Origin of the sequence: Rhodocista pekingensis (assembly GCF_042665545.1) — a bacterium.
GTDB lineage: Bacteria > Pseudomonadota > Alphaproteobacteria > Azospirillales > Azospirillaceae > Rhodocista > Rhodocista pekingensis.
On the sequence record NZ_JBHTCM010000009.1, the window covers coordinates 39,631 to 64,729 of the forward strand.

General features: G+C 71.2%; 18 protein-coding genes and 1 tRNA gene. 10 read left to right on the forward strand and 9 right to left on the reverse strand.

Going from position 1 to position 25,099, the window contains the following annotated elements; translation table 11 throughout:
• Positions 1-7: 7 nt before the first annotated feature.
• The 5 genes from ACFQPS_RS07640 to ACFQPS_RS07660 all read right to left on the reverse strand — a co-directional run bounded on the left by ACFQPS_RS07640 (position 8) and on the right by ACFQPS_RS07660 (position 7,727).
• Positions 8-1,420 carry an amidase family protein gene (locus tag ACFQPS_RS07640; protein WP_377357848.1) on the reverse strand — a complete coding sequence of 471 codons (1,413 nt, stop codon included), beginning with the start codon at positions 1,418-1,420 and terminating at the stop codon, positions 8-10.
• Positions 1,421-1,446: 26 nt separating this feature from the next.
• A complete protein-coding gene (locus ACFQPS_RS07645; RefSeq protein ID WP_377357850.1) occupies positions 1,447-3,645 on the reverse strand; it encodes a S9 family peptidase in 2,199 nt (732 codons plus the stop codon).
• A 46-nt stretch (positions 3,646-3,691) separates the two neighbouring features.
• On the reverse strand, positions 3,692-5,917 hold the full coding sequence (locus ACFQPS_RS07650) for a TonB-dependent receptor (RefSeq protein ID WP_377357852.1): 2,226 nt from the start codon (positions 5,915-5,917) through the stop codon (positions 3,692-3,694).
• A gap of 245 nt (positions 5,918-6,162) precedes the next feature.
• Entirely contained in the window at positions 6,163-6,765 is a 603-nt protein-coding gene (locus tag ACFQPS_RS07655; protein ID WP_377357854.1) for an FMN-binding negative transcriptional regulator, read from the reverse strand.
• A 2-nt stretch (positions 6,766-6,767) separates the two neighbouring features.
• The gene (locus tag ACFQPS_RS07660; protein ID WP_377357855.1) at positions 6,768-7,727 is read right to left on the reverse strand and encodes an alpha/beta hydrolase fold domain-containing protein; all 960 of its coding nucleotides are present in this window, start codon (positions 7,725-7,727) and stop codon (positions 6,768-6,770) included.
• A 179-nt stretch (positions 7,728-7,906) separates the two neighbouring features.
• Here ACFQPS_RS07660 and ACFQPS_RS07665 point away from each other — a divergent pair, with 179 nt between their 5' ends.
• The 5 genes from ACFQPS_RS07665 (at position 7,907) to ACFQPS_RS07685 (ending at position 13,871) form a co-directional block, all read left to right on the forward strand.
• The gene (locus ACFQPS_RS07665) at positions 7,907-8,665 is read left to right on the forward strand and encodes an AraC family transcriptional regulator (protein ID WP_377357856.1); all 759 of its coding nucleotides are present in this window, start codon (positions 7,907-7,909) and stop codon (positions 8,663-8,665) included.
• 116 nt (positions 8,666-8,781) lie between these two features.
• The gene (locus ACFQPS_RS07670; protein WP_377357858.1) at positions 8,782-9,039 is read left to right on the forward strand and encodes a hypothetical protein; all 258 of its coding nucleotides are present in this window, start codon (positions 8,782-8,784) and stop codon (positions 9,037-9,039) included.
• Positions 9,040-9,148: 109 nt separating this feature from the next.
• Positions 9,149-11,233: a methyl-accepting chemotaxis protein gene (locus ACFQPS_RS07675; protein WP_377357860.1), complete on the forward strand. Its 2,085-nt coding sequence runs from the start codon at positions 9,149-9,151 to the stop codon at positions 11,231-11,233.
• 195 nt (positions 11,234-11,428) lie between these two features.
• On the forward strand, positions 11,429-13,309 hold the full coding sequence (locus ACFQPS_RS07680) for an ABC transporter ATP-binding protein (protein ID WP_377357861.1): 1,881 nt from the start codon (positions 11,429-11,431) through the stop codon (positions 13,307-13,309).
• A gap of 94 nt (positions 13,310-13,403) precedes the next feature.
• A complete protein-coding gene (locus ACFQPS_RS07685; protein WP_377357863.1) occupies positions 13,404-13,871 on the forward strand; it encodes a GNAT family N-acetyltransferase in 468 nt (155 codons plus the stop codon).
• A 48-nt stretch (positions 13,872-13,919) separates the two neighbouring features.
• On the opposite strand, the gene ACFQPS_RS07690 is transcribed toward ACFQPS_RS07685, so the two are convergent.
• On the reverse strand, positions 13,920-15,089 hold the full coding sequence (locus tag ACFQPS_RS07690) for an alkaline phosphatase D family protein (RefSeq protein ID WP_377357865.1): 1,170 nt from the start codon (positions 15,087-15,089) through the stop codon (positions 13,920-13,922).
• Between the two features lie 62 nt (positions 15,090-15,151).
• Complete coding sequence (locus ACFQPS_RS07695; RefSeq protein ID WP_377357866.1) at positions 15,152-17,443, reverse strand: TonB-dependent receptor; 2,292 nt, start codon at positions 17,441-17,443, stop codon at positions 15,152-15,154.
• A gap of 270 nt (positions 17,444-17,713) precedes the next feature.
• On the opposite strand from ACFQPS_RS07695, the gene ACFQPS_RS07700 reads away from it, so the two are divergent.
• Both ACFQPS_RS07700 and gatB read left to right on the forward strand, forming a co-directional pair.
• The gene (locus ACFQPS_RS07700; RefSeq protein ID WP_377357868.1) at positions 17,714-18,919 is read left to right on the forward strand and encodes a PQQ-dependent sugar dehydrogenase; all 1,206 of its coding nucleotides are present in this window, start codon (positions 17,714-17,716) and stop codon (positions 18,917-18,919) included.
• Positions 18,920-19,065: 146 nt separating this feature from the next.
• Entirely contained in the window at positions 19,066-20,520 is a 1,455-nt protein-coding gene (gene gatB / locus ACFQPS_RS07705; RefSeq protein ID WP_377357870.1) for an Asp-tRNA(Asn)/Glu-tRNA(Gln) amidotransferase subunit GatB, read from the forward strand.
• A gap of 146 nt (positions 20,521-20,666) precedes the next feature.
• On the opposite strand, the gene ACFQPS_RS07710 is transcribed toward gatB, so the two are convergent.
• Positions 20,667-21,323: a DUF3313 family protein gene (locus tag ACFQPS_RS07710; RefSeq protein WP_377357871.1), complete on the reverse strand. Its 657-nt coding sequence runs from the start codon at positions 21,321-21,323 to the stop codon at positions 20,667-20,669.
• 386 nt (positions 21,324-21,709) lie between these two features.
• On the opposite strand from ACFQPS_RS07710, the gene ACFQPS_RS07715 reads away from it, so the two are divergent.
• Positions 21,710-21,801, forward strand: a tRNA-Ser gene (locus tag ACFQPS_RS07715).
• Positions 21,802-22,170: 369 nt separating this feature from the next.
• Here ACFQPS_RS07715 and ACFQPS_RS07720 read toward each other — a convergent pair.
• On the reverse strand, positions 22,171-22,338 hold the full coding sequence (locus ACFQPS_RS07720; protein WP_377357873.1) for a hypothetical protein: 168 nt from the start codon (positions 22,336-22,338) through the stop codon (positions 22,171-22,173).
• Positions 22,339-22,368: 30 nt separating this feature from the next.
• Here ACFQPS_RS07720 and ACFQPS_RS07725 point away from each other — a divergent pair, with 30 nt between their 5' ends.
• Positions 22,369-23,181 carry an ImuA family protein gene (locus tag ACFQPS_RS07725; RefSeq protein ID WP_377357875.1) on the forward strand — a complete coding sequence of 271 codons (813 nt, stop codon included), beginning with the start codon at positions 22,369-22,371 and terminating at the stop codon, positions 23,179-23,181.
• A gap of 151 nt (positions 23,182-23,332) precedes the next feature.
• Entirely contained in the window at positions 23,333-25,096 is a 1,764-nt protein-coding gene (locus ACFQPS_RS07730; RefSeq protein ID WP_377357877.1) for a DUF6504 family protein, read from the forward strand.
• The last annotated feature ends 3 nt before the right edge of the window (positions 25,097-25,099 follow it).

The window sequence follows — 25,099 nt, forward strand, 5'->3', positions numbered from 1 at the left end:
CGTCTCCTCAACCGGCCCGGGGCACCTCCCCGGCCACGGACAGCGGCGGCCAGCGGTCGCGCCAGGGCTGTGCCTCTTCCAGTTCGAAGGCGAGGCCCAGCAGCAGGTCCTCCGCCCCGCGGTCGGCGGCGGCCATGACGCCGACGGGCAGGCCGTCGGCGCTTCCGTGCAGCGGCAGGGTGATCGCCGGGGTTCCGGCCAGGTTCTGCAAGGGCGTGTAGCCCAGCCAGCCGAACATCCGTTCCAGCAGCACCTCCCCCGGCAGGTCGGGCGCCATGAAGCCGATCGGGGGCGGCGGGGCCGCCAGGGTGGGGGAGAGGATCAGGTCGTACTCCTGGAAGAACGCCGCCAGCCGGACGGGCAGCCCGGCGATCTGGCCGTAGGCGCGTTCCAGCGCGTCGGTCGGCAGCGCCTCCGCCATGCGGCCCAGCGCGTTGGTCCAGGGTTCCAGCAGCGCCTCCGGGTCGCCGCCCGCGGTCCGCACCGCATCCACGCAGTCCGCCCCGATATGGCACCAGAGGGTGCGCTCCGCCGCGTCCGCTGCCGGCCCGTCGAACGGCCAGGCGGCGTTCTCCACCCGGTGGCCCAGCCGCTCGCACAGGTCGGCCGTGCGGGTCACCGCCTCCACCAGCACCGGATCGGGCATCTCGCCCCGCAGGGTCGGCAGCACGACCGCGATGCGCAGCCGCCGCGCCACGGCCCGGGTCACGGGGGCCGGCCGGGCGGGGTGGGCGGCGGCAAAGCCCCAGGCCACGTCGCGCACGCTGCGGGCGATCAGGCTGTCGCCCACCAGCAGGTCTTCGATGACGTGCCGGGCGCGCACCCGCACGGTGGCGCCGCGGCCCGGCTTCAGCCCGACAACCCCGCAGCAGGAGGCGGGGATGCGGATGGAGCCGGCGCCGTCGCTGCCGTGCGCCAGCGGCACCAGCCCGGCGGCCACCGCCGCCCCGGCCCCGCCGCTGGAACCGCCGGGCGACCGGGCGGGCGCCCAGGGGTTGCGGGTCGGCGGCGCGATCCGGGGCTCCGTCACGCCCAGCAGGCCGAACTCCGGCATGGCGCTCTTGCCCACGGGCACCAGCCCCTCGGCGTCCAGGCGCTGCACATAGGGGAAGGCGCGCGCCACCGGCACGTCCATGCGGCTGGCCGATCCGGCGCGGCTGGGCATGCCCGGACAGTCCAGCGAGTCCTTCAGCAGCCAGGGCACGCCGGCCAGCGGCCGGTCGGGCAGGGGGGCGGCGGCCCGCGCCCGCGCTTCGTCGAAGGCGGGCCAGCTCACCGCGTGCAGCGACGGGTCCAGCACCTCGATGCGCAGGATCGCGGCCTCCACCAGCTCGGCGGCGGACAGCTCCCCCGCCCGCAGCAGGGCGGCCTGGTCGTGCGCGTCGAGCCGGCCCAGCGCCAGGGCGTCGGCGGTCTTCATGCTGGTTCCTCCTGCGCGCCCGAGGCTCAGCCCTGGGTCAGGCTCCATTCCGCGAAGGCCCAGAACAGGGCCATCTGGTTCATCCGGTCGGACAGGCCGGCCGCACTCTGGTGGCCGGCGGCCATGTCGATGCGGAACAGCACCGGCGCCGTGCCCGTCGTCTTCTCCCGCAGCGCCGCCACCCATTTCGCCGCCTCCCAGTAGGAGACGCGGTCGTCGCGGATGCCGGCCGTCGCCAGCACCGGCGGATAGGGCTGCGCCCGCACATTCTCATAAGGGGAGATGGAGGCGATGTAGTCGTAGGCTTCCGGGTCCGCCAGCGGGTCGCCCCAGTCGGGCCGGAAGGCCGGGACCAGCGGGTGGTCGGCATCGCTCATGGTGTTCAGCATGTCCACGAACGGCACCTGGGCGATCGCCCCGCCCCAGAGGTCGGGCCGCAGGTTCAGCACCCCGCCCATCAGCAGCCCGCCGGCCGACAGGCCGTAGGCGACGATCCGCTTGCGGGCCGTGTAGCCCTGCGCGATCAGGGTCTCCGCCACGGCGATGAAGTCGGTGAAGCTGTTGCGCTTTTTGAACCGCCGCCCGTCCAGTAACCAGCCCTGACCGCGTTCGGAGCCGCCGCGGACATGGGCGATGGCGTAGATCCAGCCCTGCTCCACCAGCGCCAGGGCGGGCACGGAGAACTCCGCTTCCGAGGAGATGCCGTAGGCGCCGTAGCCGTAGAGCAGCAGCGGGCTGCGCCCGTCCAGCCGCGTGCCCTTGCGCATCAGGACCGTCACCGGCACCAGCGCGCCATCCGCGGCCGGGGCGTCCAGCCGCCGGACCTCGTAGGCGTCGGGGGAGAAGCCGGCGCCCGCCGTGCCCGCCTGGACGATGCGACGCGTCCGCGCCGCCATGTCGTAGTCGATCGTCTGCGGCGGGGTGTGGGGCGACTGGTAGACCAGCCGCAGCGCCGCGCCGTCATGCTCCTGCACCGGCGGGAGCGTCAGGGCATAGGCGGCTTCCGGGAAGGTCACCGTGTCCTCAAGAGCGTCACCGTGCGGGGGGGCGCCGCGCGGGGTGACGATCAGGGTGGGGCGCGCGTCCACCCGCTCCAGCCGCACGAAATGGTCGCGGAAGGGGCGTATCTCCATGATGTGCCGGCCGGGTCGGTGCGGCAGCCATTCGCGCCAGTGCGCGCGGCCCGGCCGCGCGGGGTCGGCGCGCATCAGCTTGCCGTCCACCGCCCCGTCGGCATCGGTCAGGATGACCAGCGCGCCGTCCCAGTCCTCCACCTGGTAGTGCAGGCCGGGCTGGCGCGGCTCCACCAGCAGGGGGGCGGCGGTGGGGGTCGCGGCGGGGATCAGGCGGATCTCGTCCAGGTCCGGCCCCAGCGTGTGGATGACGACGTAGTTGTCGGATGCCGTCCGGCGCACCGCCATGAAGAGTGCCGGGTCCGTCTCCTCATAGACCAGCACGTCCTCCCCGCCGCGGGAGGGGCGGCGGTAGAGCCGCATCGGCCGGCTGAACGGGTCGCGCCAGATCCAGAACACGTACTGCGAGCACGGGGAGAAGACGACGCCCATGTAGCCGTAGGCGTCGGCCTCAGGCGTCGTCGTCACCCGGCCCGTCGTCAGGTCGCGGACGCAGATACGGTGGCGGTCGCCGCCCTCCACATCCTCGGCCCAGAGGAAGAATCCGTGGTCGGGGCTGTGGGTCGCCTCGGCCAGCCGGAAATAGGCATGCCCGCGCGCCCGCGCCTGGGCATCCAGCAGCACCTGCTCGGCACCGCCGCCGCGGGGACGGCGGGCATGGACCGGATGGTCCTCCCCCGGCCGTACATACTCGTAGTACTCCCACGGCCCGTCCGCGACGGGCTGCGGCGGCGCGTCCGTTCCGGCCAGCGCCAGCATCCGCCGGGCGAAGACGGCCTGCCGCTCCCGCGTCGGGGCCAGCATCGCCTCGGCATAGGCGTTCTCCGCGTCCAGATGGGCGCGGATCTCCGGGTCCATCAGGCCGGTGTCGCGGGAGACCCGCGCCCAGTCCGGATCGCGCAGCCAGGCATAGTCGTCGATGCGGACGCGGCCGAGCTGGACGATGCGCTTCGGCCGCTTCGGCGGACGCGGCGGGACCGGGCCGCCGCCGGACGAACCGGAAGACGAACCTGCGTCCCGACCGGCCGCGCAGCCGGCCAGCGGCAGCAGTCCCGCTGCCAGGGAGGTCGTCAGGAACTGCCGCCGCCGCATCGCCTGCATCCTTCTTCCACCCGCCGGCCGGCCCGGCCCCCCGCGCCTACATCGCCCAGGCGAGGGTGAGGCCGAAGGTGCGCGGGCGCAGGATGCCCTGGCTCAGCCCGTTCGCCTCCGGCACCGTGCGGGTGACGCCGCGCTCGTCGGTGATGTTGGTGACGAACAGCGTCGCCCGCGTGCCGCCCAGGTCCACGCCCAGGCGGGCGTCGAAGATGTTGTAGTCGCCCTGTTCGTTCGGCGTCACGCCCGGCACGGCGGAGTTCAGGTCGCTCAGCCCCTCTGACAGGTAGCGGTGCGACAGGGTGAGGGTGGGCGCGTAGGCTGCGTCGAAGCGGTAGACGGCCGTGTTGGAGATGGACCAGTCGGCCGAACCGGGCAGGCGGGCGCCCTTCGGCGCCGTCCCGTACCAGAGGATGAACAGGTCCTCCTCCAGCCGGGCCTCCTGGTAGGTGATGCTGGTCTGGAGATCGAGATTGTCCGTCGCGTGCCAGGAGCCGGAGAACTCGATGCCCTTGATCTCCGCCGCCCCGCCGTTGGTGGCGTAGTTGAAGCTGTCCGGCGTCTGCAGGCGGAGCTGGATGTCCGTCCAGTCCACATAGAACAGGGTCGCGTCCAGCAGCAGGTCGCCGTCCAGGTGGGTGCTGCGCAGGCCGATCTCGTAGTTCTTCAGGCTGTCGCTGCGGGAGCCGCCGGGCACCGGATAGGCGCTCAGCCCCTGGGTGTTCGGGGTGCCGAAGCGGAAGCCCTCCGAATAGAGCGCATAGACCATCAGGTCGGGGGTCGGGGTGTAGCTCAGCGAGACCTTGGGCGAGAAGCCGTCCTCCTTCGTCTCCGTCACGCTGGCGCTGCCGCCGCCCGGAAAGACCGAGAACCCGGCGGAGGTGGCGGTCTCCGACACCTCCGTCTTGAACAGGCGCCCGCCGGCGGTCAGCTTCAGCTCGGGCGTGAAGGCGTAGCTGGCTTCGCCGAACAGCGCGTACTCCTTGCCGTCCAGGTCGGTATAGAAGGCGTTGAAGATCTCGCCGTCGGGGGCGATGACGGCGCCGGCGCCCGGACCGTACAGCGGGGAGGCGTCGAATGCCGCCGCGGCCCCACGGGCGCCCAGCGCCTCATAGAGGTCCTTCTGCGTCTCGAAGTACATGCCGCCGACCAGCCAGGTGAACGGCCCGTCATCGTTGGAGGCGAGGCGCAGCTCCGCGCTCTTGCCGGTGCTGTCGCCGCCGCTCTTGATGTAGAGCGGATTGGTCAGGTTCAGGCCCAGGTCGGCGTTGTAGGCGCCGCGGTAGGGCGTGTAGTCGAAGACGAAGCCCTGTTCCTTCTTCTGGTAGGCGCCCAGCGCGGTCAAGGTGGCGAAGCCCAGGTCGCGGTCGATGCGCAGGCTGTGGACCTGGACCTCGGTGTCGTGCGGCTCGGCCAGCGCGGTGGAGCGGGTGAGGTCGCCCAGCGCCGGGTTGCGGTAGGGCGCGTCGTCCGCCTCCGTCTTCTGGTAGAGGCTGAGCCAGGACACCTCCGTCAGCTCGTCCGGGGTCCAGACGACGGAGGCGCGGCCGCCGCCGACGTCGATGTCGCTCGATCCCTTCTCGCCGATGCCGACATTGTCCAGGAAGCCCGCCTCGCGGCGGAAGCTGCCGACCGCGCGGACCGCCAGCTTGTCCGCCACCACGGGCAGGTTCAGCATCGCCTTGCCGGCCCAGGAGGGATCGGCGTTGCGGGTCCGGGACAGGGTCGCCTCCAGCGCCGCATCCATCCCGGACGCGTCGGCCTTGTTGGCGACGTAGTTGACGGCGCCGCCCATCGCGGCCGACCCGAACAGCGAGCCCTGGGGACCGCGCAGCACCTCCACCCGGTCCACGTCGAAGGTGTCGATGTCCGGAATGACGATGGTCCAGCCCGGCTCGGTCAGCGGCACCTCGTTGATGTAATAGCCGGTCGTGCCCTGGCCCTGCACGTTGCCGGCGCTGGTCGCGATGCCGCGGATGACGACGTGGGAGGTGCCGGGCTGGAAGTCGTTGAAGACGACGCCGGGGGTGCGCTGGATGTAGTCGGAGAAGCTCTGCGCGCCCAGCGCTTCGAGCTGTTCGCCGCTGACGGCGGAGACGGAGCCGGCGATGTCGCGGGCGCTCTCCAGCCGCTTGGTCGCGGTGACGATGATCTCCTCGATCAGCACGCCCCTGTCGCCGCCGCTGTCCTGGGCGGCCGCGACGGCGGGGAGAAGGAGGCAGGCGGCACCGGCAAGGCAGGCCGCGCGGAGGGACGTCTGGTTCGCCATCGTTGAAGACCCCTGTTCAAGCGTGTTCGCGGGCCGTGTGCGGCCTCTTTCCGGGTTCAAGCGTAGGCAGATCGCGGGCGGCCCGGCGCGCCCGTAGGGGCCATTTGCTGTTGCGATCGGGCCATCGGCGCGCTTTGGGACGGCGGGAGTCGCTGCGCTGCGGCGGACCGCGGCCGGATCGGGGCGACGCCATCCCCACGCCGCGGAAGCCCCCTTCCGCGGACCTTCCGGACCCCGCCGTCCCGTCAGCGGCGGGGATTGTTGCGCCGCATGGCGGCGGCCAGTTCACCGTCCGCTGGCAGCGCCGCCAGGATGTCCTCCAGGATCTCCGGCCGCTCGTCCTGGCCCAGCTTGAAGCGGGCGTCCAGCGACCGGACCTCGGCATGGAAGGCGACGATGGCGCGCGACAGTCCCTCGTAGCGGCGGCCCATGTCCGCCGGCACCCAGCCATTGCCCCGCGGCCGTTCCATCTGCTCCGCCAGCCGGATCAGCGCCGCGTCGGTCTGGTCGGGGCACAGCACGATGTCCGCCTCGATCTGCACGACCGCGTAGTTCCAGGTCGGCCCCCAGGTCCGGTCGCGCACCCAGGCGGGGGAGATGTAGCCCTCCGGCCCCTGGAACAGGATCAGGGCGCGCGGGCATTCCGCCAGCACCGCCGCCAGCCGGCCGCGCTTCGCCATGTGCCCGACCAGCCGGACGACGTTGCCGTCCGCGTCCAGGTCGGCCAGCAGCGGCAGCGGCGCCGCGGCGAAGCCGGCGGGGCCGTGCGCCACCACCCAGGCCAGCGGGTGCGCCTCGATCAGCGCGGCGATCTCGGCCGGATCGGCGGGCTGGAACGGGGGGGCCATGCTCAGCTCCTTTCCAGGGTGCGGGACAGCCAGTCGGACGCCTCCGCCAGGGCCCGGTCCGCCAGGGGGGAGATCGACACCGCTTCCAGGAAGCTGTGGCTGGCGCCGTCGTAGACCCGCTTCTCCACCTCCACCCCGGCGGCGCGCAGGGCGGCGGCCATGGCCAGGTTGCCGTCCAGCAGGATGTCGCAGCGGGCGATGGTCATGAAGGCGGGCGGCAGGCCGCGCAGGTCCGCCCGCAGCGGCACGGCCAGCGGCTCGGCATAGTCCTCCGGCCCGCGCAGGTAGGCCGCCCAGAAGACCTCCATCTCCGCGCTGTTCAGCAGGTAGCCGTCGCCGCCATAGCGCAGGTGCGACGGCGTGACGGCGTGGTCGAAGGCGCCGTAGTTCAGCAGCATGGCCGTCAGCACCGGCAGGCCGCGTTCGCGCAGCAGCAGGTTGGCCGCGACCGACATGTTGGCGCCGACACTGTCGCCGCCGATGGCGACCCGCGCCGGATCGAACCCCGCCGCGGCCCCGTCGGCCCGGACCCACCCGGCGACGGAGACGATCTCCTCCAGTGCGCGGGGGAACTTCGCCTCCGGCGACAGGCTGTAGTCGATGCCGACCACGGCGACGCCGGCGCGGGCCGCGTATTCGCGCATCAGCCGGTCGTGCGTGTCCAGGCTGAACAGCATCCAGCCGCCGCCATGCACATAGAGCAGCACCGGCAGGTCGCCGCCGGTCCGCGGCCGATGGATGCGGACCCGCACCGCAAGGTCGCCTACCCGGCGCTCCTCCGTGGACGCCATCGCGGGACCGCCGGCCGTCCAGGGGGCGCGCACCAGTTCCGCTACCCGCCGGCTGTCCGCGACGCTGTGGTCCGGCCCCCTGGGGTGCGCGGCGTAGCCCTCGGTGATGGCGCGGTGGAAGCGGCGGATCTCGGGGTCCAGATCCCCGGCCGGGATCGCGTCGGCTGTCACGGGCGGCGCTCGTGCTGGTTTCACGGACAGGGATGCTAACGGCCCGCGGGGATGGCAGGCTTTCCCGGACGGGCCATTCACCGGCGGGATCGGGCCGTTCCGTCCGCCGGACCTTGACCCGCTGCCGCCGGCCGGGATGAAGTCACCCCGTTCGGGCCAACGGACGCCTGGGGCGGGGAATGAAGCGCAGCGCCGACTATCTGGTGACGCAACGGCCGGTGATCGCGTTGCAGGACGAATACCCGCCCGGCTTCGTCGATCCCCTGCATTCCCACCGGCATACGCAGCTCCTCTACGCCTCGGCCGGGGTGATGTCGGTGGTGACGGACACGACCTCCTTCGTGCTGCCGCCGCAGCGGGCATTGTGGCTGCCCGCCGGCACCCCGCACGAAGTGTCCTGCCGCGGGCCGGTGGCGCTGCGCACCCTCTACATCGACCCGCACGCGGATGCCGGGTCCGGGCCGTGCCGGGTGCTGGAGGTGTCGGACTTCCTGCGCGCCCTGATCCTGGAGGTGGTGAGCTTTCCCCCCGACTACGACACGGAGGGCCGGGAGGGCCGCATCGTCGCCCTGCTGCTGGAGGAGATCGGGCGCATGCCGAGCGCGCCCTACCAGGTGCGGATGCCCGCGGACGAGCGGCTGGTCCGCGTCTGTCGCGCCATCCTGGCCGATCCCGCCGACCAGCGGGACCTGGACGACTGGGCGCGGGTGGCGGGGATGAGCCGCCGCACCTTCACGCGCCAGTTCAAGCGGGAGACCGGCATGGGCGTCGCCGTCTGGCGCCAGCAGGCCCGCCTGATGCAGGCGCTGTCGCTGCTCTCCGCCGGCCGGCCGGTGACCACCGTCGCCTTCGACGTGGGCTATGACAGCCCCAGCGCCTTCACCGCCCTGTTCCACCGCACCTTCGGCGTCCCGCCCAGCCAGTACCAGGTGCGCTGACGGCGCTGCCCTTCTGCTGCCCGCTCCTTCGGTTTCTGCCCCTGGCCCCCTGCCACGGCCGCGCCGGTCCGTCTATTCTGCCCTTCGGGCCAGGGGGCCGGGGACGGACGGGGACCATGCTCGGGACAGTGCTGCTCATCGTGGATGTGCTGGCGATCGGTACGGCGCTGCTGTCGGCGGTGCTCTGGTTCCAGGCCAGCGGACGCACCCTCCGCCGCGTTTCCTTCCATGAGGAGCTGGACGCCCGCGACCTCAACCGGATCGTCACCGCCTTCAACCGCAGCACCCTGCTGAACCGGCGCGCGGCCCTGGCCACCGCGGCGGCGGCCGGGCTGACGGCCCTGAAATGGCTGGTCGCCCTGCTGGCGGGCTGATCGACGCCGGGCGCCACCGGGCACAGTGTCGCGGGAAAAGCTGCCTGCACACGGATGTAGTACTTTTGTGCTAAATCCTCCGTAATAGTCCTATGCAGCGGAGGATCGGATGCTGCGTCAGCATTCCCTGGTCACCAGGCTTCTCCTCGTCACGGCCTTCGTGATGGTCGTCGGGCTCGGGGCGGGGGTCGTCACCATCACGGCGAAGAGCAGTGCGGCCACGGACGCGCTGGCCTACAGCGAGGGCCGGGAAATCGGTCATCGCTATGCCGAGCAGGTGCAGGGCCGCTTCAACGAAGCGATGGCGATGAGCCGGATGATGGCGGCCTCGATCCTCGGCTTCAGGAAGGGCGGACTGGTCGACCGGGCCCGCCTGCTGACCTGGATGCAGGGCCTTGCCGAGGCCCATCCCGAGCTTCTCGGCCTCTGGATCGGGATGGAGCCGGACGCGCTCGACGGCCGCGACGCCGATTTCGTGGGCGCGCCCGGCAGCGACGCCACGGGCCGTTTCCTGCCCTACTGGAACCGGGCGTCCGGGACGGTCGCGCTGGAGGCGATCACCGGCTACGACGATCCCGGCCCGGCCGGCGACTACTACAACGAGCCCCGGCGTACCTTGCAGGAGGTCATCGTCGAGCCGTTCAGCTACACGGTCGGCGGGCGGGACGTCCTGCTGGTCTCGCTGGTCGTTCCCATCGTCGAGGACGGACGCTTCATCGGCGTGGCCGGCGTCGATATCTCCACCGAGGCCATCTGGGAGACGCTGAAGACCGTGAAGCCCTACGGGACGGGGGCTGCCTACCTCATCTCCAACGGCGGCCGCTGGGCGGCGTACCTCAATCCGGCGCATCTGGGCAGGCCGATCGCGGACACCAACGAGCGGCTGCGGCCGGTCCTGCCCGCCATCAAGGCCGGCCAGCCTTACGAGCAGTTCTCCGTCTCGGCCAGCCTGAAGGCGCCGGTGAAGCAGTTCTTCCTGCCGGTCACGGTCGGGCGCAGCCGGACGCCCTGGTCCATCCTGGTCAACCTGCCGGTGGATCAGGTGCAGCAGCCGACCATGGAGCTGCGTCGCTTCATCCTCCTCAGCAGCGCCGCCCTTCTGGTCGTGCTGCTGGGGGCGCTCTGGCTCGCCACCCGGCGGGTGGTCGGCCAGCCTTTGCAGCGGAGCATCACGACGATCCAGGCGCTGACCGCCGGCGACCTCAAGGTCGAGGTGCCGGACCGGGAGCGCAAGGACGAGATCGGCGCCATCAATCAGGCCCTCGGGCTCTTCAAGGCGAACAGCCTCCGCATGGCCGAGCTTGAGGAGCAGCGGCGGCACGACGAAAAGCGGGCCGCGGAGGAGCGGCGCCGGGAGCTGGAGCGGCTGGCCCTGCGCTTCGAGGACTCGGTCGGAGGGCTGGTGCGGGACGTCTCGGCCCAGGCCGACCGGATGCGCGCGAATGCCGGCGATCTCAGCGCCATCGCCCGCACGACCGACGGTCAGGCGGCGACGGCCGCCGCCGCGGCGGATCAGGCGAGCGAGCGGGTGCAGACGGTGGCCGCCGCGGCCGAGGAACTGGCCCGGACCATCGACGAGATCAATGTCCGTCTCGCCTCGACCACGCGCCTTGCGGCCGACGCCGTGGGCGAGGCCGACAGGACGGACGGGACCGTGGCGGGACTGCTGGCGGCGACGCAGCGGATCGGGGACGTGATCCACCTGATCCAGCAGATCGCCGGGCAGACGAACCTGCTGGCGCTGAACGCCACGATCGAGGCGGCCCGCGCCGGGGAAGCCGGCAAGGGCTTCGCCGTCGTGGCCGGGGAGGTCAAGAGTCTTGCCGGCCAGACGGCCCGCGCGACGGAGGAGATCACGGCCCAGATCGCCGCCATGCAGTCCGCCAGCAGCGGCGCGGCCGAGGCGATCCGCGCCATCAGCCGCATCATGACCGGCATCAACGAAGCGGTGACGGCCGTCGCCGCCGCGTCGGAGGAGCAGGGGGCGGCAACGCGGGAGATCAGCCGCAACATCCAGGAGGCCGCACTGGGCACGCGCGATGCGCTCTCCAGCATGGCGGAGGTCACCGAGGCGGCGGGCCGTACCGACCGGATGGCGACGGAGACCCAGGAAGCGGCGGATACGCTGTCGGGTCAGGCCGACCGTCTGCGCAACGAGGTGCAGCGCTTCATCGCCACCATCCGCGGCGCCTGATGTCAGGGAGAACGGCAGCGGGGGCCGGATGGCGGGCCCCCGCCCGGCGGCACCGATAGCACAGGGGATTTCCGGGTTGACGGCTCAGGTTTTATCCGTCATATCTTCCGACATCGGATGAATATACGGAAGGCGGTCCCGGTCATCGGGGCCGCCTTCGCCGTCGGTACGGGCCGTCGCCCGGGAGTCCCTTCCATGTTCGCCACCTTCCTGCGCGCCTCCCTCGACCGGGGCATGCGCGCCGTCCGCATCGACAGCCTGGAGGATCAGGACCGCGCCTTCTCCTGGGAGGATGGCGAGACCGTGCGCCCGCTGGAGCGGCGGCCGTTCCGTTTCATCTGGTCCCTGATGCGGGAAAAGTTCGCCGGCCGCATCGCGCTCATGGTGGCGGCGGTGGTGGCCGGGCAGACGATCGAGGCGTTCGAGCCCTATGCCCTGAAGGGGCTGATCGACGGGCTGACCGCGGCCAGCGCGGGCCAGCCGGTGGAGGGCATCGGCATCCTCGGCTGGTTCGTGCTGCTGCTCGGCATCTGGTTCTTCGGCATCGGCATGTACCGCGTCTACCAGGTGGTGGACATCTACACCTCGCCCTCGATCCGGGCGCTGGCGCAGAAGCGCATGTTCGGCTGGCTGATGGGACACAGCCACACCTACTTCCAGGACAATTTCGCCGGGAAGCTGGGCCAGAAGATCAAGCAGGGCGCCAACGCCATCCTGGGCATCATCGAGATCATGATGTTCGACATGATCCGGACGGCGGTGCTCCTGGCCGTGGCGGTCGTGCTGCTGTGGACGGCGGCCCCGGCGTTCTCGGCCTTCCTGATGGCGTGGGCGGTGCTCTACATCGCGGTCAGCGGCTGGCTGGCGCGGCACTGCTTCCGCCTGTCGGAGCAGATGAGCGAGGCGGTCTCCACCAGCTCCGGCCGGATCATCGACGCGATCACCAACGCCGACCTGATCCGCGGCTTCGCCCGCATCGCCTTCGAGCGCAGCTTCCTCGGCCACTGGATCAATGCCGAGCGGTTCCGCTCGCGGCGGCTGCGTTGGTATCTCGTGGTGATGCGGCTGTTCCAGATGGCCAGCATCATCCTGCTGCTGGGCGTGCTGGTCTGGGTGGCGCTGGCCCGGACCCTGGCGGGGGCGATGACGGTGGGCGAGTTCACGCTCGTCTTCACCCTGGGCTTCCAGATCTCCAACACGGTCTGGCACCTGTCCGACCGGCTGCTGAGCTTCTTCGAGGAGCTGGGCACGCTGTCGGAGGCGCTGGATCTGGTGTCGGCCCCGCACGGCATCGTGGACGCGCCGGGGGCCATGCCGCTGGCGGTGACGGAGGGGCGGATCGAGGTGCGCGACCTGCGCTTCAGCTTCCCCGACGGGACGAAGGTCTTCGACGGGCTGTCGCTGACCATCCGGCCGGGGGAGAAGATCGGTCTGGTCGGTCGCTCGGGCGCGGGCAAGTCCACGCTCGTCAAGCTGATCCGCCGGCAGTACGAGCCGCAGGGCGGGGCGGTGCTGATCGACGGGCAGGACATCGCCACCGTGACGCAGGAGAGCCTGAACGCCGCCATCGCGGAGGTGCCGCAGCAGCCCGGCGTCTTCCACCGCACCATCGGCGAGAACATCGCCTACGGCCGCCTGGGGGCGACCCAGGCGGAGGTGGAGGAGGCCGCCCGGCAGGCGCATGCCCACGAGTTCATCGCGCGGCGGCCCACCGGCTACGACACCGTCGTCGGCGAGCAGGGCGTGAAGCTCTCCGGCGGCGAGCGGCAGCGGGTGGCGATCGCCCGCGCCCTGCTGAAGGACGCCCGCATCCTGGTGCTGGACGAGGCCACCTCGGCGCTCGACAGCGAGTCGGAGCACCTGATCCAGGGGGCGCTGTGGACGCTGATGCAGGGGCGGACCGTCATCGCCATCGCGCACCGGCTCTCGACGATCACGGGGATGGACCGCATCCTCTATGTCGAGGGCGGGCGCATCGTGGAGCAGGGAAGCCATGCCGACCTGCTGGCGCTGGGGGGCCGCTATGCGGCCCTCTGGCAACGGCAGAGCGGCGGGTTCCTGGAGGCTGCGGAGTAACAAGAACGGTCCGCCGGGCGGGCGCAGGCCGTTCCATCGACCCATCGGACCGGGTGCCGCCGAGCCCGGTCCGTCAACCTTGCGGAGGCGGTGCATGCACTACCGCTGGAGTACCTTCGACGACCTTTCCGCCGCCCGGCTCTACGAGTTGCTGGGCTTCCGGCAGTCCGTCTTCATCGTCGAGCAGGCATCGGCCTTCCAGGACCTGGACGGCCGCGACCCGTTCTGCTGGCACCTCAGCGCGCGCGACCGTCCGGGCGGCGAGCTTCTCGGCTATGCGCGCTGCTGCGGCCCGCGGGACGATGCGCCGGCCTTCATCGGCCGCTTCGTGGTGGCGCCGGCGGCCCGCGGACGCGGGCTTGGACGCCGGCTGGTGGCCGAGAGCCTGCGCCAGGTCACGCTCCACCATCCGCATGTGGACGTGGTGCTGTCCGCCCAGTTGCATCTCCAGCCCTTCTACGCCGGCTTCGGCTTCCGGACGGAGGGGGAGAGCTACGACGACGGCGGCATCGAGCATGTGACGATGCGGCTGCGGACCATCCCGGTGGAAGCGGCCGCCTGACCGGCCCCGGCGGCGGAGGCCGCCTGACCGGCGGCCCCCGTCAGGGGCTCACGGCACGGCCAGATCCGCGACGCGCAGGCGCTGCTCCAGCCGGACCGCGCCGACGATGTCGCGGATCTGCACGGTGACGACCGGGTTCCCGTCCTGCCAGTCGATCTCGATCAGGCCGAAATTCTCCGCCCGCCAGGCCTCGCCCTGGCGCCGCGCATTGGGCGGCAGCACCGGCCAGACCTCCGTCAGGCCGGAGGAGGTGAAGTCCCACAGCGGATAGGGGACGTTCACGTCCAGGCGGGAAATCTCCGCGTAATGGGTGTCGCCGGAGATGCAGAACAGCCCGTCGGCCCGCTTGTCGCGGATCGTCTGGATCAGCCGCTGGTGGTCGCGGGCATAGTTGATCCAGGCCTCCCAACCGGGGAAGTCGGCCACGACCTGGAGGCTGGACGCCAGGATGCGCACATCCGCCGGCCGGGCGAGCTGCTGTTCCAGCCACTGCCACTGCCGTTCCCCCAGCATGGTGGCTGGATCGTCGGGATTGCGCGCATAGGGGCCGGGCACCGGCCGGCCGGCCCTGGCCTGCTCGTCCGCCCAGGCGTCGTAGGGTCTGCCGCCGAGGTCCAGGGTGCGGATCGGGGTGCGGTTCCAGCGCAGGTCGGGCAGCAGGATCTGCAAGCGCCGGCCCGGCGGGCCGAAAGTGACGCTGGTGTAGATGCCGTCCTGGGTGCGGCGGGGCGACTCCGCCGGCACGCCGAAGAAATCGCAGAACTGCCGCCGCGATTCCTCCTTCATCGGATAGTCGGCGCCGGCGTCGTTCTCGCCGTAGTCGTGATCGTCCCAGATGGCGATCACCGGGGTGCGGGCGCGCAGCTTCTGGAAGCCGGGCTTGGCCGCCAGGGCCGCGTACTTGCGGCGCATCACCTCGGGGTCGCGGGTGTCCAGATAGACATTGTCGCCCAGGAAGATGAACAGGTCCGGTTCCGCCGCCACGATGGCGTCCCAGATCGGCTGCTCCTTCTCCGACTTGGCGCAGGAGCCGAAGGCGATGCGGCGGATGGTGCGGCCCTCGTCGGCAGCGGGACAGGGGGCGGGTCCGGCGGCGGCCCCCTCGGCCCGGGTTCCGTCGGCCCGGGTTCCGTCGGCGCGCAGGCCGGCGGCGAGGGCGAGGGGGGCTGCCGCCATGCCGGTCAGCAACCGGCGGCGGTCCGGATCGGTGTCCGACATGGCGGGCTCCCGGATATGGCTGAAGGACGGGGCGCCGCGGGCCGCGGCGCCCCGGGCGGGGATCAGAAGGACTTGCGCAGCGTCACGAAGAACTGCTGCGGCGCCCCGGCCAGCAGGGTCTGGAAGGTGCCGTTCGGGTCCGCGTTGGTGAAGCCGTTCGACCCGATGGTGGAGACGTATTCCTTGTCGAACAGGTTCGTCACGTTCGCCTGCACCTCCAGCCCGTCCAGCCAGCCGGAGCCGGAGAAGCGGTAGCCGAGGCTGACATCCACCAGCGTGTAGGACGGGACCGACCCGTTGTTCAGGTAGGTGTAGTAGCGCTTGCCGGTGTGCGAGACGCCGACCGTGCCGAACAGGTCGCCGTCGTCATAGGCCAGCTCGCCCTTGGCCATGAACTCCGGCGTATCGGTGGCCTTCTTGTCCTTGGTCGCCGCCGTGATCACCCCGTTGGCGTCCAGCACGTTGTCGTCGTACTTGCTGTCATTGTAGGTCAGCGAGCCGAACACCGACCAGTTCTCGACGAACTCCCAGGTGGCGGCGGCCTCCACGCCCTTCGTCGTGACGCTGCCGACATTCTGAAGCGCCGTCGGGTTGCCGACGATGCCGGCCCCGAGCGAGAGGGTCAGCAGGCGGTCGTCGAACTTCACGTAGTAGCCGGTCACGCTGCCTTGCAGGGTATCGACGCGGAAGCGCCAGCCCAGTTCGACGGTCTGCGACGTCTCCGGCTCCAGGCTGTCGCGGATGGCGGCGAAGCCTTCCGGCGTCGTGGAGAAGGGGCCGCTGGTGGCGGCCGAGACGAAGGCGCGGATGTTCTCCGTATAGGAGGCGAACAGCTCCTGATCCTCGGTGAGCGCGAGCCTGGCGCTGACCTGCGGCAGGAAGCTGTCCTTCGCCTCGATCGTGCCGCTGCGCTCCGGGCCGGTGACCGTGTCGGCCTCGTTCTCGACCTTCACGGCCTTGAACCCGCCGTTCAGGGTCAGCATGTCGGTGACCGCCCAGGTATCGGCGATGTAGAGCTGCCGCGTCGTGGTGGTGAAGTCGTAGTCCCACTGCGTATAGAAGGGCGAACTCTGGAACTGGGTCGAGCTGCGCTGCGGGGCCGCCCGGTCCAGCCCGTAGAAGCGCCGGGCCTGGGAGAAGTCGTTGTCCTCGTACCAGCCACCGGCCTCGATCCGATGGTCGCCCAGATCGGCCGTGAGGCGACCGATCACGCCATAGCGCTCGATGTCGTACTCGGTGGTGCGGATGGAGATGGGGCCGCCGCCCGGCGTCGGCACGTAGGGCGTGAACCACACACCCTGGCCCTCGTTCCTGTGGCCGTAGCCGGTGGCCGAGACGGACAGGATGCTGCCCAGCGGATAGTCCAGCGTGACGGCGCCGAGCGTGTCCTTACGCAGGCCGGCGGCGTCGTAATAGGCATCGTCCAGGGTCTGGACCGGCGCCGGATAGACGGTGCCGGCGGCCGGATTGCTCACCGGGGCGCCGCTGTCGCCGCGGTTGTTGCCGATGTCGGCCACCTGAAGGGCCAGATTCCAGTTCTTGGCGAAATTGTCCCAGTCGTAGCCCAGACGACCGATCATCGAGCGCGACAGGTCCTGGTAGTCGTTCTCGCGCCGGTCGGACCAGTTGATCCAGCCGGTGATCGTGCCCTCGCCGACCGGCTGCACGACCTTGGCGTTCATCTGCTGCTGCTTCTGGATGCCGTCGCCCTTCCACTTGTCGGACCACTGGCCGGCATAGCTGGCATAGGCCCGGGTGCCGGTCGCCAGCGCCCCCGTCTCCAGCCGGACATAGGCGCGGCGGGTGGCGTTCTCGCCGCCGGTCAGGGCGGTGGAGATCCCGGCCTCCTCCGACGGATCGCGCGAGACGAACTGCAACGTGCCGCCCAGATTGCTGGTGGAGGCGGTGCCCAGGGCACCGGCACCCTGCGCCACGACCACGCGGTCCAGATTCTCCGAGATCACGGCGCGGCTGACATGCAGGCCGTTATGGGCGCCGTAGCTCATGTCGCCCAGCGGCACCTCGTCCAGCGTGAAGCCGAGCTGGTTCTGGTTGAAGCCGCGGATGCTGATGCGCGCCGACCATTCGTAGGCGCCGAACGGATCGGCGGACTGGAAGCTGACGCCGGGCAGCTTCTCGATGGCCTTCAGCGGGCTGGTGCCGGGGGCGGTGAGCTGCAACGTGGCCGCGGTGACCGACTGCACCTGACGGGTCTCGCCGCGGCCGTAGATCACGATCTCTTCCAGCGCCGGCGTTTCCGCCACCTGGGTCTGGGCCTGGGCCGGCAGGACGATGCCCAGGCTGGACAGGGCCGTGCCGGCCAGGACGCGCCCCAGGAAACGATGACGATGCATATGACCTCCCCCTCTCGATCCGTGCCCTTCCGGGCAGCCGTGGTGATCCGCGAGGGGCGGTAGCACAGGGATTTTTCAGGCCGCATACGGTTCCATTGCGGAAATATTATGCCGAGAGAAGAGTACGATCATGTTGCAGCCGGGAGACGCGGGGCGGGAACGCCTTCCGCGGACACCGGAGCCGAGCTTGCCGTGGCACCGTTCACCCCCATTTCTGCCGCACAGAGAAGATCAAGGGAGGACGGGATGCGGCGTCGGGCAGCAGGACTGATGCGGGCGGGACTGATGCGGGCCGGCCTGGGGCGTGCCGCCTTGGTGCGGGCCTGTCTGGCGGTGGCGGGGCTGGCCGCGGTCGGCCCGGCCGTCGGCATCCCGGCGTCCGCCGGCGCCGTGGCGGCCCCGCGGGAGTTCAACACCTGGCCCGCTCCCGCCGCGCGGCAGGCGGTCAAGGTCACCCCCGTCGTGGACGGGCTGGACCACCCCTGGAGCGTCGCCTTCCTGCCCGACGGCCGCCTGCTGGTCACCGAGCGCACCGGCCGGCTGCGCACCGTGCAGGAAGGCCGCCTGCTGCCCGAGCCGGTGGCCGGCCTGCCGCCCATCGAGGAGGTGGGGCAGGGCGGCCTGCTGGAGGTGGCGCTGCACCCCGACCATGCGCGCAACCGCCTCGTCTACCTCTCCTATGCCGAGCCCGACCCGTCGGGGCGGGGCCACCGGACCGCCATCGCCCGCTTCCGCGACGGCAACGGCACGGCCGAAGACTTCCAGGTGCTGTACCGCGGCACCAGCGACCGCACGCGCCACCATTTCGGCAGCCGGATCGTCTTCGGCACGGACGGCAAGCTCTATTTCAGCATCGGCGACCGCGGCACGGACAAGCGGGCGCAGGACCCGGCCGACAGCTCCGGCAGCATCCTGCGCCTGAACGATGACGGCAGCGTTCCCGGGGACAATCCCTTCGTCGGCAGGCCCGGCCATCTGCCCGAGCTGTACAGCATGGGCAACCGCAATCCGCAGGGGCTGGCGGTGCAGCCGGGCACCGGCCTGATCTGGGAATCGGAGCACGGCCCCCAGGGCGGGGACGAGATCAACATCATCCGCGCCGGCGCGAACTACGGCTGGCCCGTCATCACCTATGGCAAGACCTACGGTCTCGGCCTGCCGATCGGGGAGGGCACGGAGAAGACGGGGATGACGCAGCCCGAGCTTTACTTCGTGCCGTCGCTGGCGCTCGCGGGCATGACCTTCTACACGGGCGACGCGCTGCCGGCCTGGAAGGGCGATCTCATCATCGCCCTGCTGGGCGGTGGCATCGTCCGGCTGGACGTGGAAGGCGACCGCGTGGTCGCCGCCGAGCGCCTGCTGGAGGAGGAGCTGGGACGCACCCGCCATGTGGCGCAGGGGCCGGACGGCGCGCTCTACGCCCTGGTGGACGAGGGAGCCCCCGGCGGCCGGCTGGTCCGCATCGACCCGCAGTAGGGCCGCCGCCACCGCTCGCCGGAGCGGCCGCCGCATGGCTCCGGCAGAGGGGGACGCCGCGATGACGCCGTGGTTCCGCTTGCCCTCGCAGCCGATTCCGGCCAAAACCGGCAGAGTGGTTTTCGGCAGCGAAGAGTGTCGGCAAGATGGCTTACCTGATTCAGGGCGAGACGGGCGAGTGGGAGGTCGTGATCGGGCTGGAGGTCCATGCCCAGGTCATCTCCAACGCGAAGCTGTTCAGCGGGGCCGCGACGGCCTTCGGTGCCGCGCCCAACAGCCAGGTCAGCTTCGTCGATGCGGCCTTTCCGGGCATGCTCCCGGTCATCAACGAGGTCTGCATCGAGCAGGCGGTGAAGACGGGCCTCGGCCTGAAGGCTCAGATCAACCTGCGCTCGGTCTTCGACCGCAAGAACTACTTCTACGCGGACCTGCCTGCCGGCTACCAGATCAGCCAGTACCAGCAGCCGGTCGTCGGCAACGGCACCATCGTGCTGGATCTGGCCGACGGCGCGACCCGCGAGGTCGGCATCGAGCGTCTGCATCTGGAGATCGACGCGGGCAAGTCGCTGCACGACCAGCACCCGTCCAAGACCTATGTCGATCTGAACCGGGCCGGCGTGGCGCTGATGGAGATCGTCTCCAAGCCCGACATGCGCAGCCCGGAGGAGGCGGCCGCCTATCTGCGCAAGCTGCGCACGATCCTGCGCTATCTGGGCACCTGCGACGGCAACATGGAGGAGGGCTCCATGCGCTGCGACGTCAATGTCTCGGTGCGCAAGGTGGGCCAGCCCTACGGCACCCGGACGGAGACGAAGAACGTCAACTCCATCCGCTATGTGCAGCAGGCCATCGAGTACGAGGCGCAGCGCCAGGTCGAGGTGATCGAGGGCGGCGGCACGGTAGTGCAGGAGACGCGGCTGTGGGACCCGAACAAGGGTGAAACCCGCTCCATGCGCTCCAAGGAGGAGGCGCACGACTACCGCTACTTCCCCGATCCCGACCTGCTGCCGCTGGAGATCGAGCAGTCCTGGGTGGACCGGATCAAGGAGACCCTGCCGGAACTGCCGGACGATAAGAAGGCCCGCTTCATGGCGGATTACGGCCTGTCCGCTTATGATGCCGGCATCCTGGTCGCCGAGCGCGCCCGTGCCGATTTCTACGAGACGGTGGCGAAGGGCCGCGATCCGAAGCTGGCCGCCAACTATGTGATCGGCGACCTGCTGGGTGCACTCAACAAGACCGGCCGCGACATCACCGAATCGCCGATCTCGGCGGGCGATCTCGGCGGGCTGATCGATCTGGTGACCGACGGCACCATCTCCGGCCGCATCGCCAAGGACGTCTTCGCGGAGATGCTGGAGACGGGGGAGACGCCGTCCGTCATCGTCGAGAAGAAGGGGCTGCGACAGGTCACTGACACCGGGGCCATCGACAAGGCCATCGACGAGGTGATGGCCGCGAACGCCGACAAGGTGGCGGAGTTCCGCTCGGGCAAGGAGAAGCTGTTCGGCTTCTTCGTCGGGCAGGTGATGCGCGCCACCCAGGGCAAGGCGAACCCCGCGCTGGTGAACGAGATCCTGGCCACCAAGCTCAAGGGCTGACGGGGCGCGGGCGGCGGAAGACGCCGCCCCGTCCATCCGGAGCCGCACACATCCGGAGCCGCACATTGGAAACCCCGCCCGGCCTGTGCCGGGCGGGGTTCTTCGTTGCGGGGAACCGTTGTTCCGGGGATCCGTTTCCGGCGGGATCAGCCCTGGCCGCTGCCGCCGCCCGTCACGGCAGAGGCGATCTGCGCCGCCCAGCGCCGGATGAAACGGTCGGCATCGCCGTACTGCGTCGTCGCATGGAGGTTCTGGCCGAGCGGCTGGCCGGTATCCGAGTCGGCGAAGACGGCAAGCACCGCGCCGGTCACGGCATCCGTCAGCACCGCCTGGAAGGCCGCCTGACCCACGCCGTAGGTGCGGTGGATGATGCCGCCGCGCCCGTCCTGCCGCTCCGGGAAGACGGGGCTGTTCGGCACGAATTCCGTGATCAGGACGCGCAGGCGCAACACGCCCGGCCCCGGCTGCGCGGCAAGCGCCCCGGTGCCGAATTCCTGCTCCAGCTTCTCCCGGAAATAGCTGCGGGCATGCTCGGCGTCGCGCTCCGTCAGGGCCAGATCATCGTGCCGGCGGGTGACGGACAGCTCGACGGGGTCGATCAGGACCCGGTCGTAGCGCGACAGGTCCGTGCCGGGGCGCACGGAGAAGGTGTCCATGCCGCTCAGCGGGCGCTGTTCCAGACCCTGGAGCGGCAACTCGGGCACCGGCGGGGCGCCACGGACATTCTGGCTGGCCACCTTGGCGACGGCGGGTGCCGCCACCGCCAGCGCGACCAGGAGCACGGCGGCGAACCGGACGGCCACGGCCCGGAATCCGGTGGCGCGGAAAGCCGCACCCCGGTCGCCGGCGGACCGGCGTGAGGGGGAGCGGTGTGCCGGTGACCTGTGTGATTCTGACCTGTGTGATGCGGACCGGCAGGAAGAAGAAAGATGTGGGTGCATGGCGGACCTCCTCGGGACCTGTGAAACCGCCCCATTCCTGCGGACCCGCTGCATCCCGCACCGTGCTCCACCCGCACCGTGCGATTCCGGGCCCGCTCCTGTGCAGCCGGCCACCCCGTCCGGCCGGTCCGGACACCGGTTCCGGACCTTTCTCTAGGATGGGGCGCGCCAGCAGCGTTGACAAGGCCGTCGGCGCCGCTTAGAAACCGGGTCTCGCCACGCCCGGAGGCTTCTCCGGCGCGCCGGCAGGAGGGGTGGCCGAGCGGCTGAAGGCAACGGTTTGCTAAACCGTCATACGGGGAAACTCGTATCGTGGGTTCGAATCCCATCCCCTCCGCCACTACCCCGGTACCGACCAGACCATGGGCCGCGCAAGCGGCCTTTTTTATTGCGATTTCAAAAGCCTTTGGCCGGGGTGGCTTCACCGCGGAGAACCGCTCCCCTGGGCCTGAACGGCCCCAGCGGGTGTCTCTGTCTCCATCCATCTTAACTGCATCAAGTCAGTATAGGTTAAGAAATATCCAGAATAAGTGCGGCTTTAGGCGGCATTATGTTCTGGTGTTTTTGTTGATTTGGCGCTGGTATGCGTTGAAATATCGAATGCGATATAAATTATGTGATTGCTGATAATTTCAGATAATCCGGCCTGGTCTTTGCGTATTTGTTCGAAGGTGGCTTTCGGATGGCCGTGGCGGAACGCCCGACGGCATCACTCCTCGAAAACCCTGGCCGGCTGTTCGGACCAGGGCGCCAGAGCCACCAGGGTGAGTTGCTCCAGGGACAGGGCGCAAGGGTGGCGGCGGACCAGCAGGTGCTCCATGGACTGCCCGTGCCATGGCAGGCGCTTGACATAGCCAGGACAAACGATACAGAACATAACAAGAACATCCTGCGTCGGTGAATATCTATGATCGGCTCCAGGCCTTCCTCTCCCGCCGTCACAATACCCGCCACGGACAGGGCCGGGCTGCTGGCCGAATTGCGGGAGCGGGTGCGCCGGATCGAGGGGGTGGGGGGTGCCGACGGGCGGGCCGTGGTGCCGCTGGGCATCCCGGACCTGGATGCCGGCCTGCCCGGCGGCGGGCTGCCGCTGGGCGCGGTGCATGAGGTGGCGGGGGCGGCCCTGGATGCCGGTAGCGCCACCGCCTTTGCCGCCGTCCTGCTGGCCCGGCTGGCGGCGGGACGCGGGCCGGTGCTGTGGCTGACCCGGGCCCGTGACCTCTATGCCCCCGGCCTGGCCGGGTACGGGCTGCGCCCGCAGGATCTGGTGCTGGTGCAGGCCCGGCCGGACCGGGCGGGGGAAACCGACATCCTCTGGGCCATGGAGGAGGCGCTGCGCTGCCCGCAGGTGGGTGCCGTGCTGGCCGAGGCGGGAAAGCTGGATCTGACCATGAGCCGGCGCCTGCAGCTGGCGGCGGAGACGGGCGGGGTGCCGGGCCTGCTGCTGCAGTTGGGGCCACAGAGGCTGGAGGCCAGCGCCGCGGTGACGCGCTGGCATGTGACCGCCCTGCCGGGCGACGGGGCCCGGTCCGCGCTGGCGCCCGCGGCCGGCTCCGCCTTCGCCGCCGCGGCCTGGCGGGCCGAACTGCAGCGTTGCCGCGGCGGCCGCCCGGGGTGCTGGGATCTGGTCTGGCATGGCCATGGGGGCCGGCTTTACGGCGCAGCCTCCACCCCGGACGGGCAAGGGGCCGGGGACCTCGGCCACGCCGCCCCGGCATAGCTCCCGCCTGTCCGAGGTTCCCCTTGCGGACCGGACCACCCCGGCATCGACCGGCTTGACATGACCGGCTTGACTCTGCCCCCTTTGCGTTATGTTCTTGTTCCGTTCTCTGGCCTGTTGGTCCAGGGCCTGTTCCGGAACGAGTCCCCCCATGCCGTCCTCCCGCCGCATCCTGTCGCTCTGGCTGCCCTGTCTGGCCACCGACCGCCTGCGCCGCCGCCTGCCTGCGGCGGAGGCCGGGCGCCCGCTGGTGGCGGTGGCGGCGGAGCGGGGGCGGCTGACAGTGGCCGCCGCCTGCCGGCAGGCCCAGGCCGCTGGCATCAGCCCCGGCCAGCCGCTGGCCGATGCCCGCGCCCTGGAACCGGGCGTGCTGACCCGGGATGCCGACCCGGCCGCGGATGCGACGCTGCTGGAGCGGCTGGCCGACTGGGCCCGGCGCTGGACCCCGTGGACGGCGGTGGATACCGGCCCCCAGGTGCTGTCGGGAGCCGGCGGCCTCTGGCTGGACATCACCGGCTGCGCCCATCTGTTCGGCGGCGAGGCCGGGCTGATCGAGGATCTGGTGGAGCGGCTGCGGCGGGCCGGGCTGGAGGCGCGCGCCGCCGTCGCCGGCACCACCGGGGCCGCCTGGGCCATGGCCCGTTTCGGCGGCCCGTTGCCCTGGCCCCTGATCGTGCCGCCGGGAACGGAGGCGGAGCATCTGGCGCCGCTGCCGCTGCCGGCCCTGCGCCTGCCGCCCCCCATGATCACCGCCCTGCGCCGGGTGGGCCTGCGCAGCATTGCCGCTCTGCTGGACAAGCCGCGGGCCGCCCTGGTGCCCCGCTACGGGCCGCTGCCCGGCCTGCGCCTGGACCAGGCCCTGGGCCGGGTGGAGGAGCCGCTGTCCCCCGGCCGGCCGCAGCCCGCCCATCAGGCGCGTCAGGCCTTCGCCGAGCCGGTGAGCACACCGGAGGATCTGCGGCGGGTCCTGGTGCATCTGCTGGGACAGGTCTGCCGCGGGCTGGCGGCGGCGGGACAGGGGGCGCGGCGGCTGGAGCTGCTGGCCTGGCGCAGCGATGCCGGGCCGGAGGCGCCGCCCCAGACCCTGGCCGTGGGCACCAGCCGCCCCAACCGCGACCCCGCCCATCTGCTGCGCCTGTTCCAGCCCAGCCTGGACCGGCTGGAACCCGGCCCCGGCTTCGAGGTCATGGCCCTGGCCGTGCCTGCGGCTGAACCCTCCGCGCAGGAGCAGACGGTCCTGGCCGTGCCGCCGCCGCAGGCCCGCATCCCACCCCCCGCCGGCCGGTCGGATCTGGATCTGGTCGCGGGAGGACGGGACGCGGAGCAACCGGCCGATGCGGAGGCGGACAATACCCTCCGCCACCGCCCCGCCTTCTCCGTCATCCAGGGCGGTACCCCGCCGCGGCCCGCCCCGGCCAAGGCACGGGAACCGAGGTCCCCTCGCTGCTATCAGGGGCCGCCGGTGCCGGAGCTGGTGGACCAGCTGGGGGCCCGGCTGGGTCTGGCCCGCATCCTGCGCCCCCGCCCGCGGGAAAGCTGGTGGCCCGAGCGGGCAGTGGCGCTGTGCCCGGCCGATGCGCCCGCCAGCGGCCCGGAACCGCCCCTGTGGCCCGCCGACCGGCCGCGCCCGGTGCGGCTGCTGCCCCGGCCGGAGCCGGTGGAGGTGGTCGCCCCCGTGCCCGACGATCCGCCGCTGCAGTTCCGCTGGCGCGACCGGCTCTACCGCGTCCGCCATGCCGAGGGGCCGGAGCGCATCGCTGCCGAATGGTGGCAGGCCCCCGACCAGCCGGAGGAGCCGTTACGCGACTATTACCGGGTGGAGACCGGGGACGGGCAGCGTTTCTGGCTCTACCGGCTGGGACTGTTCCGGCCGGACGAGCCGGCGCGCTGGTTCCTGCACGGCTTCCTGGGGTGACGG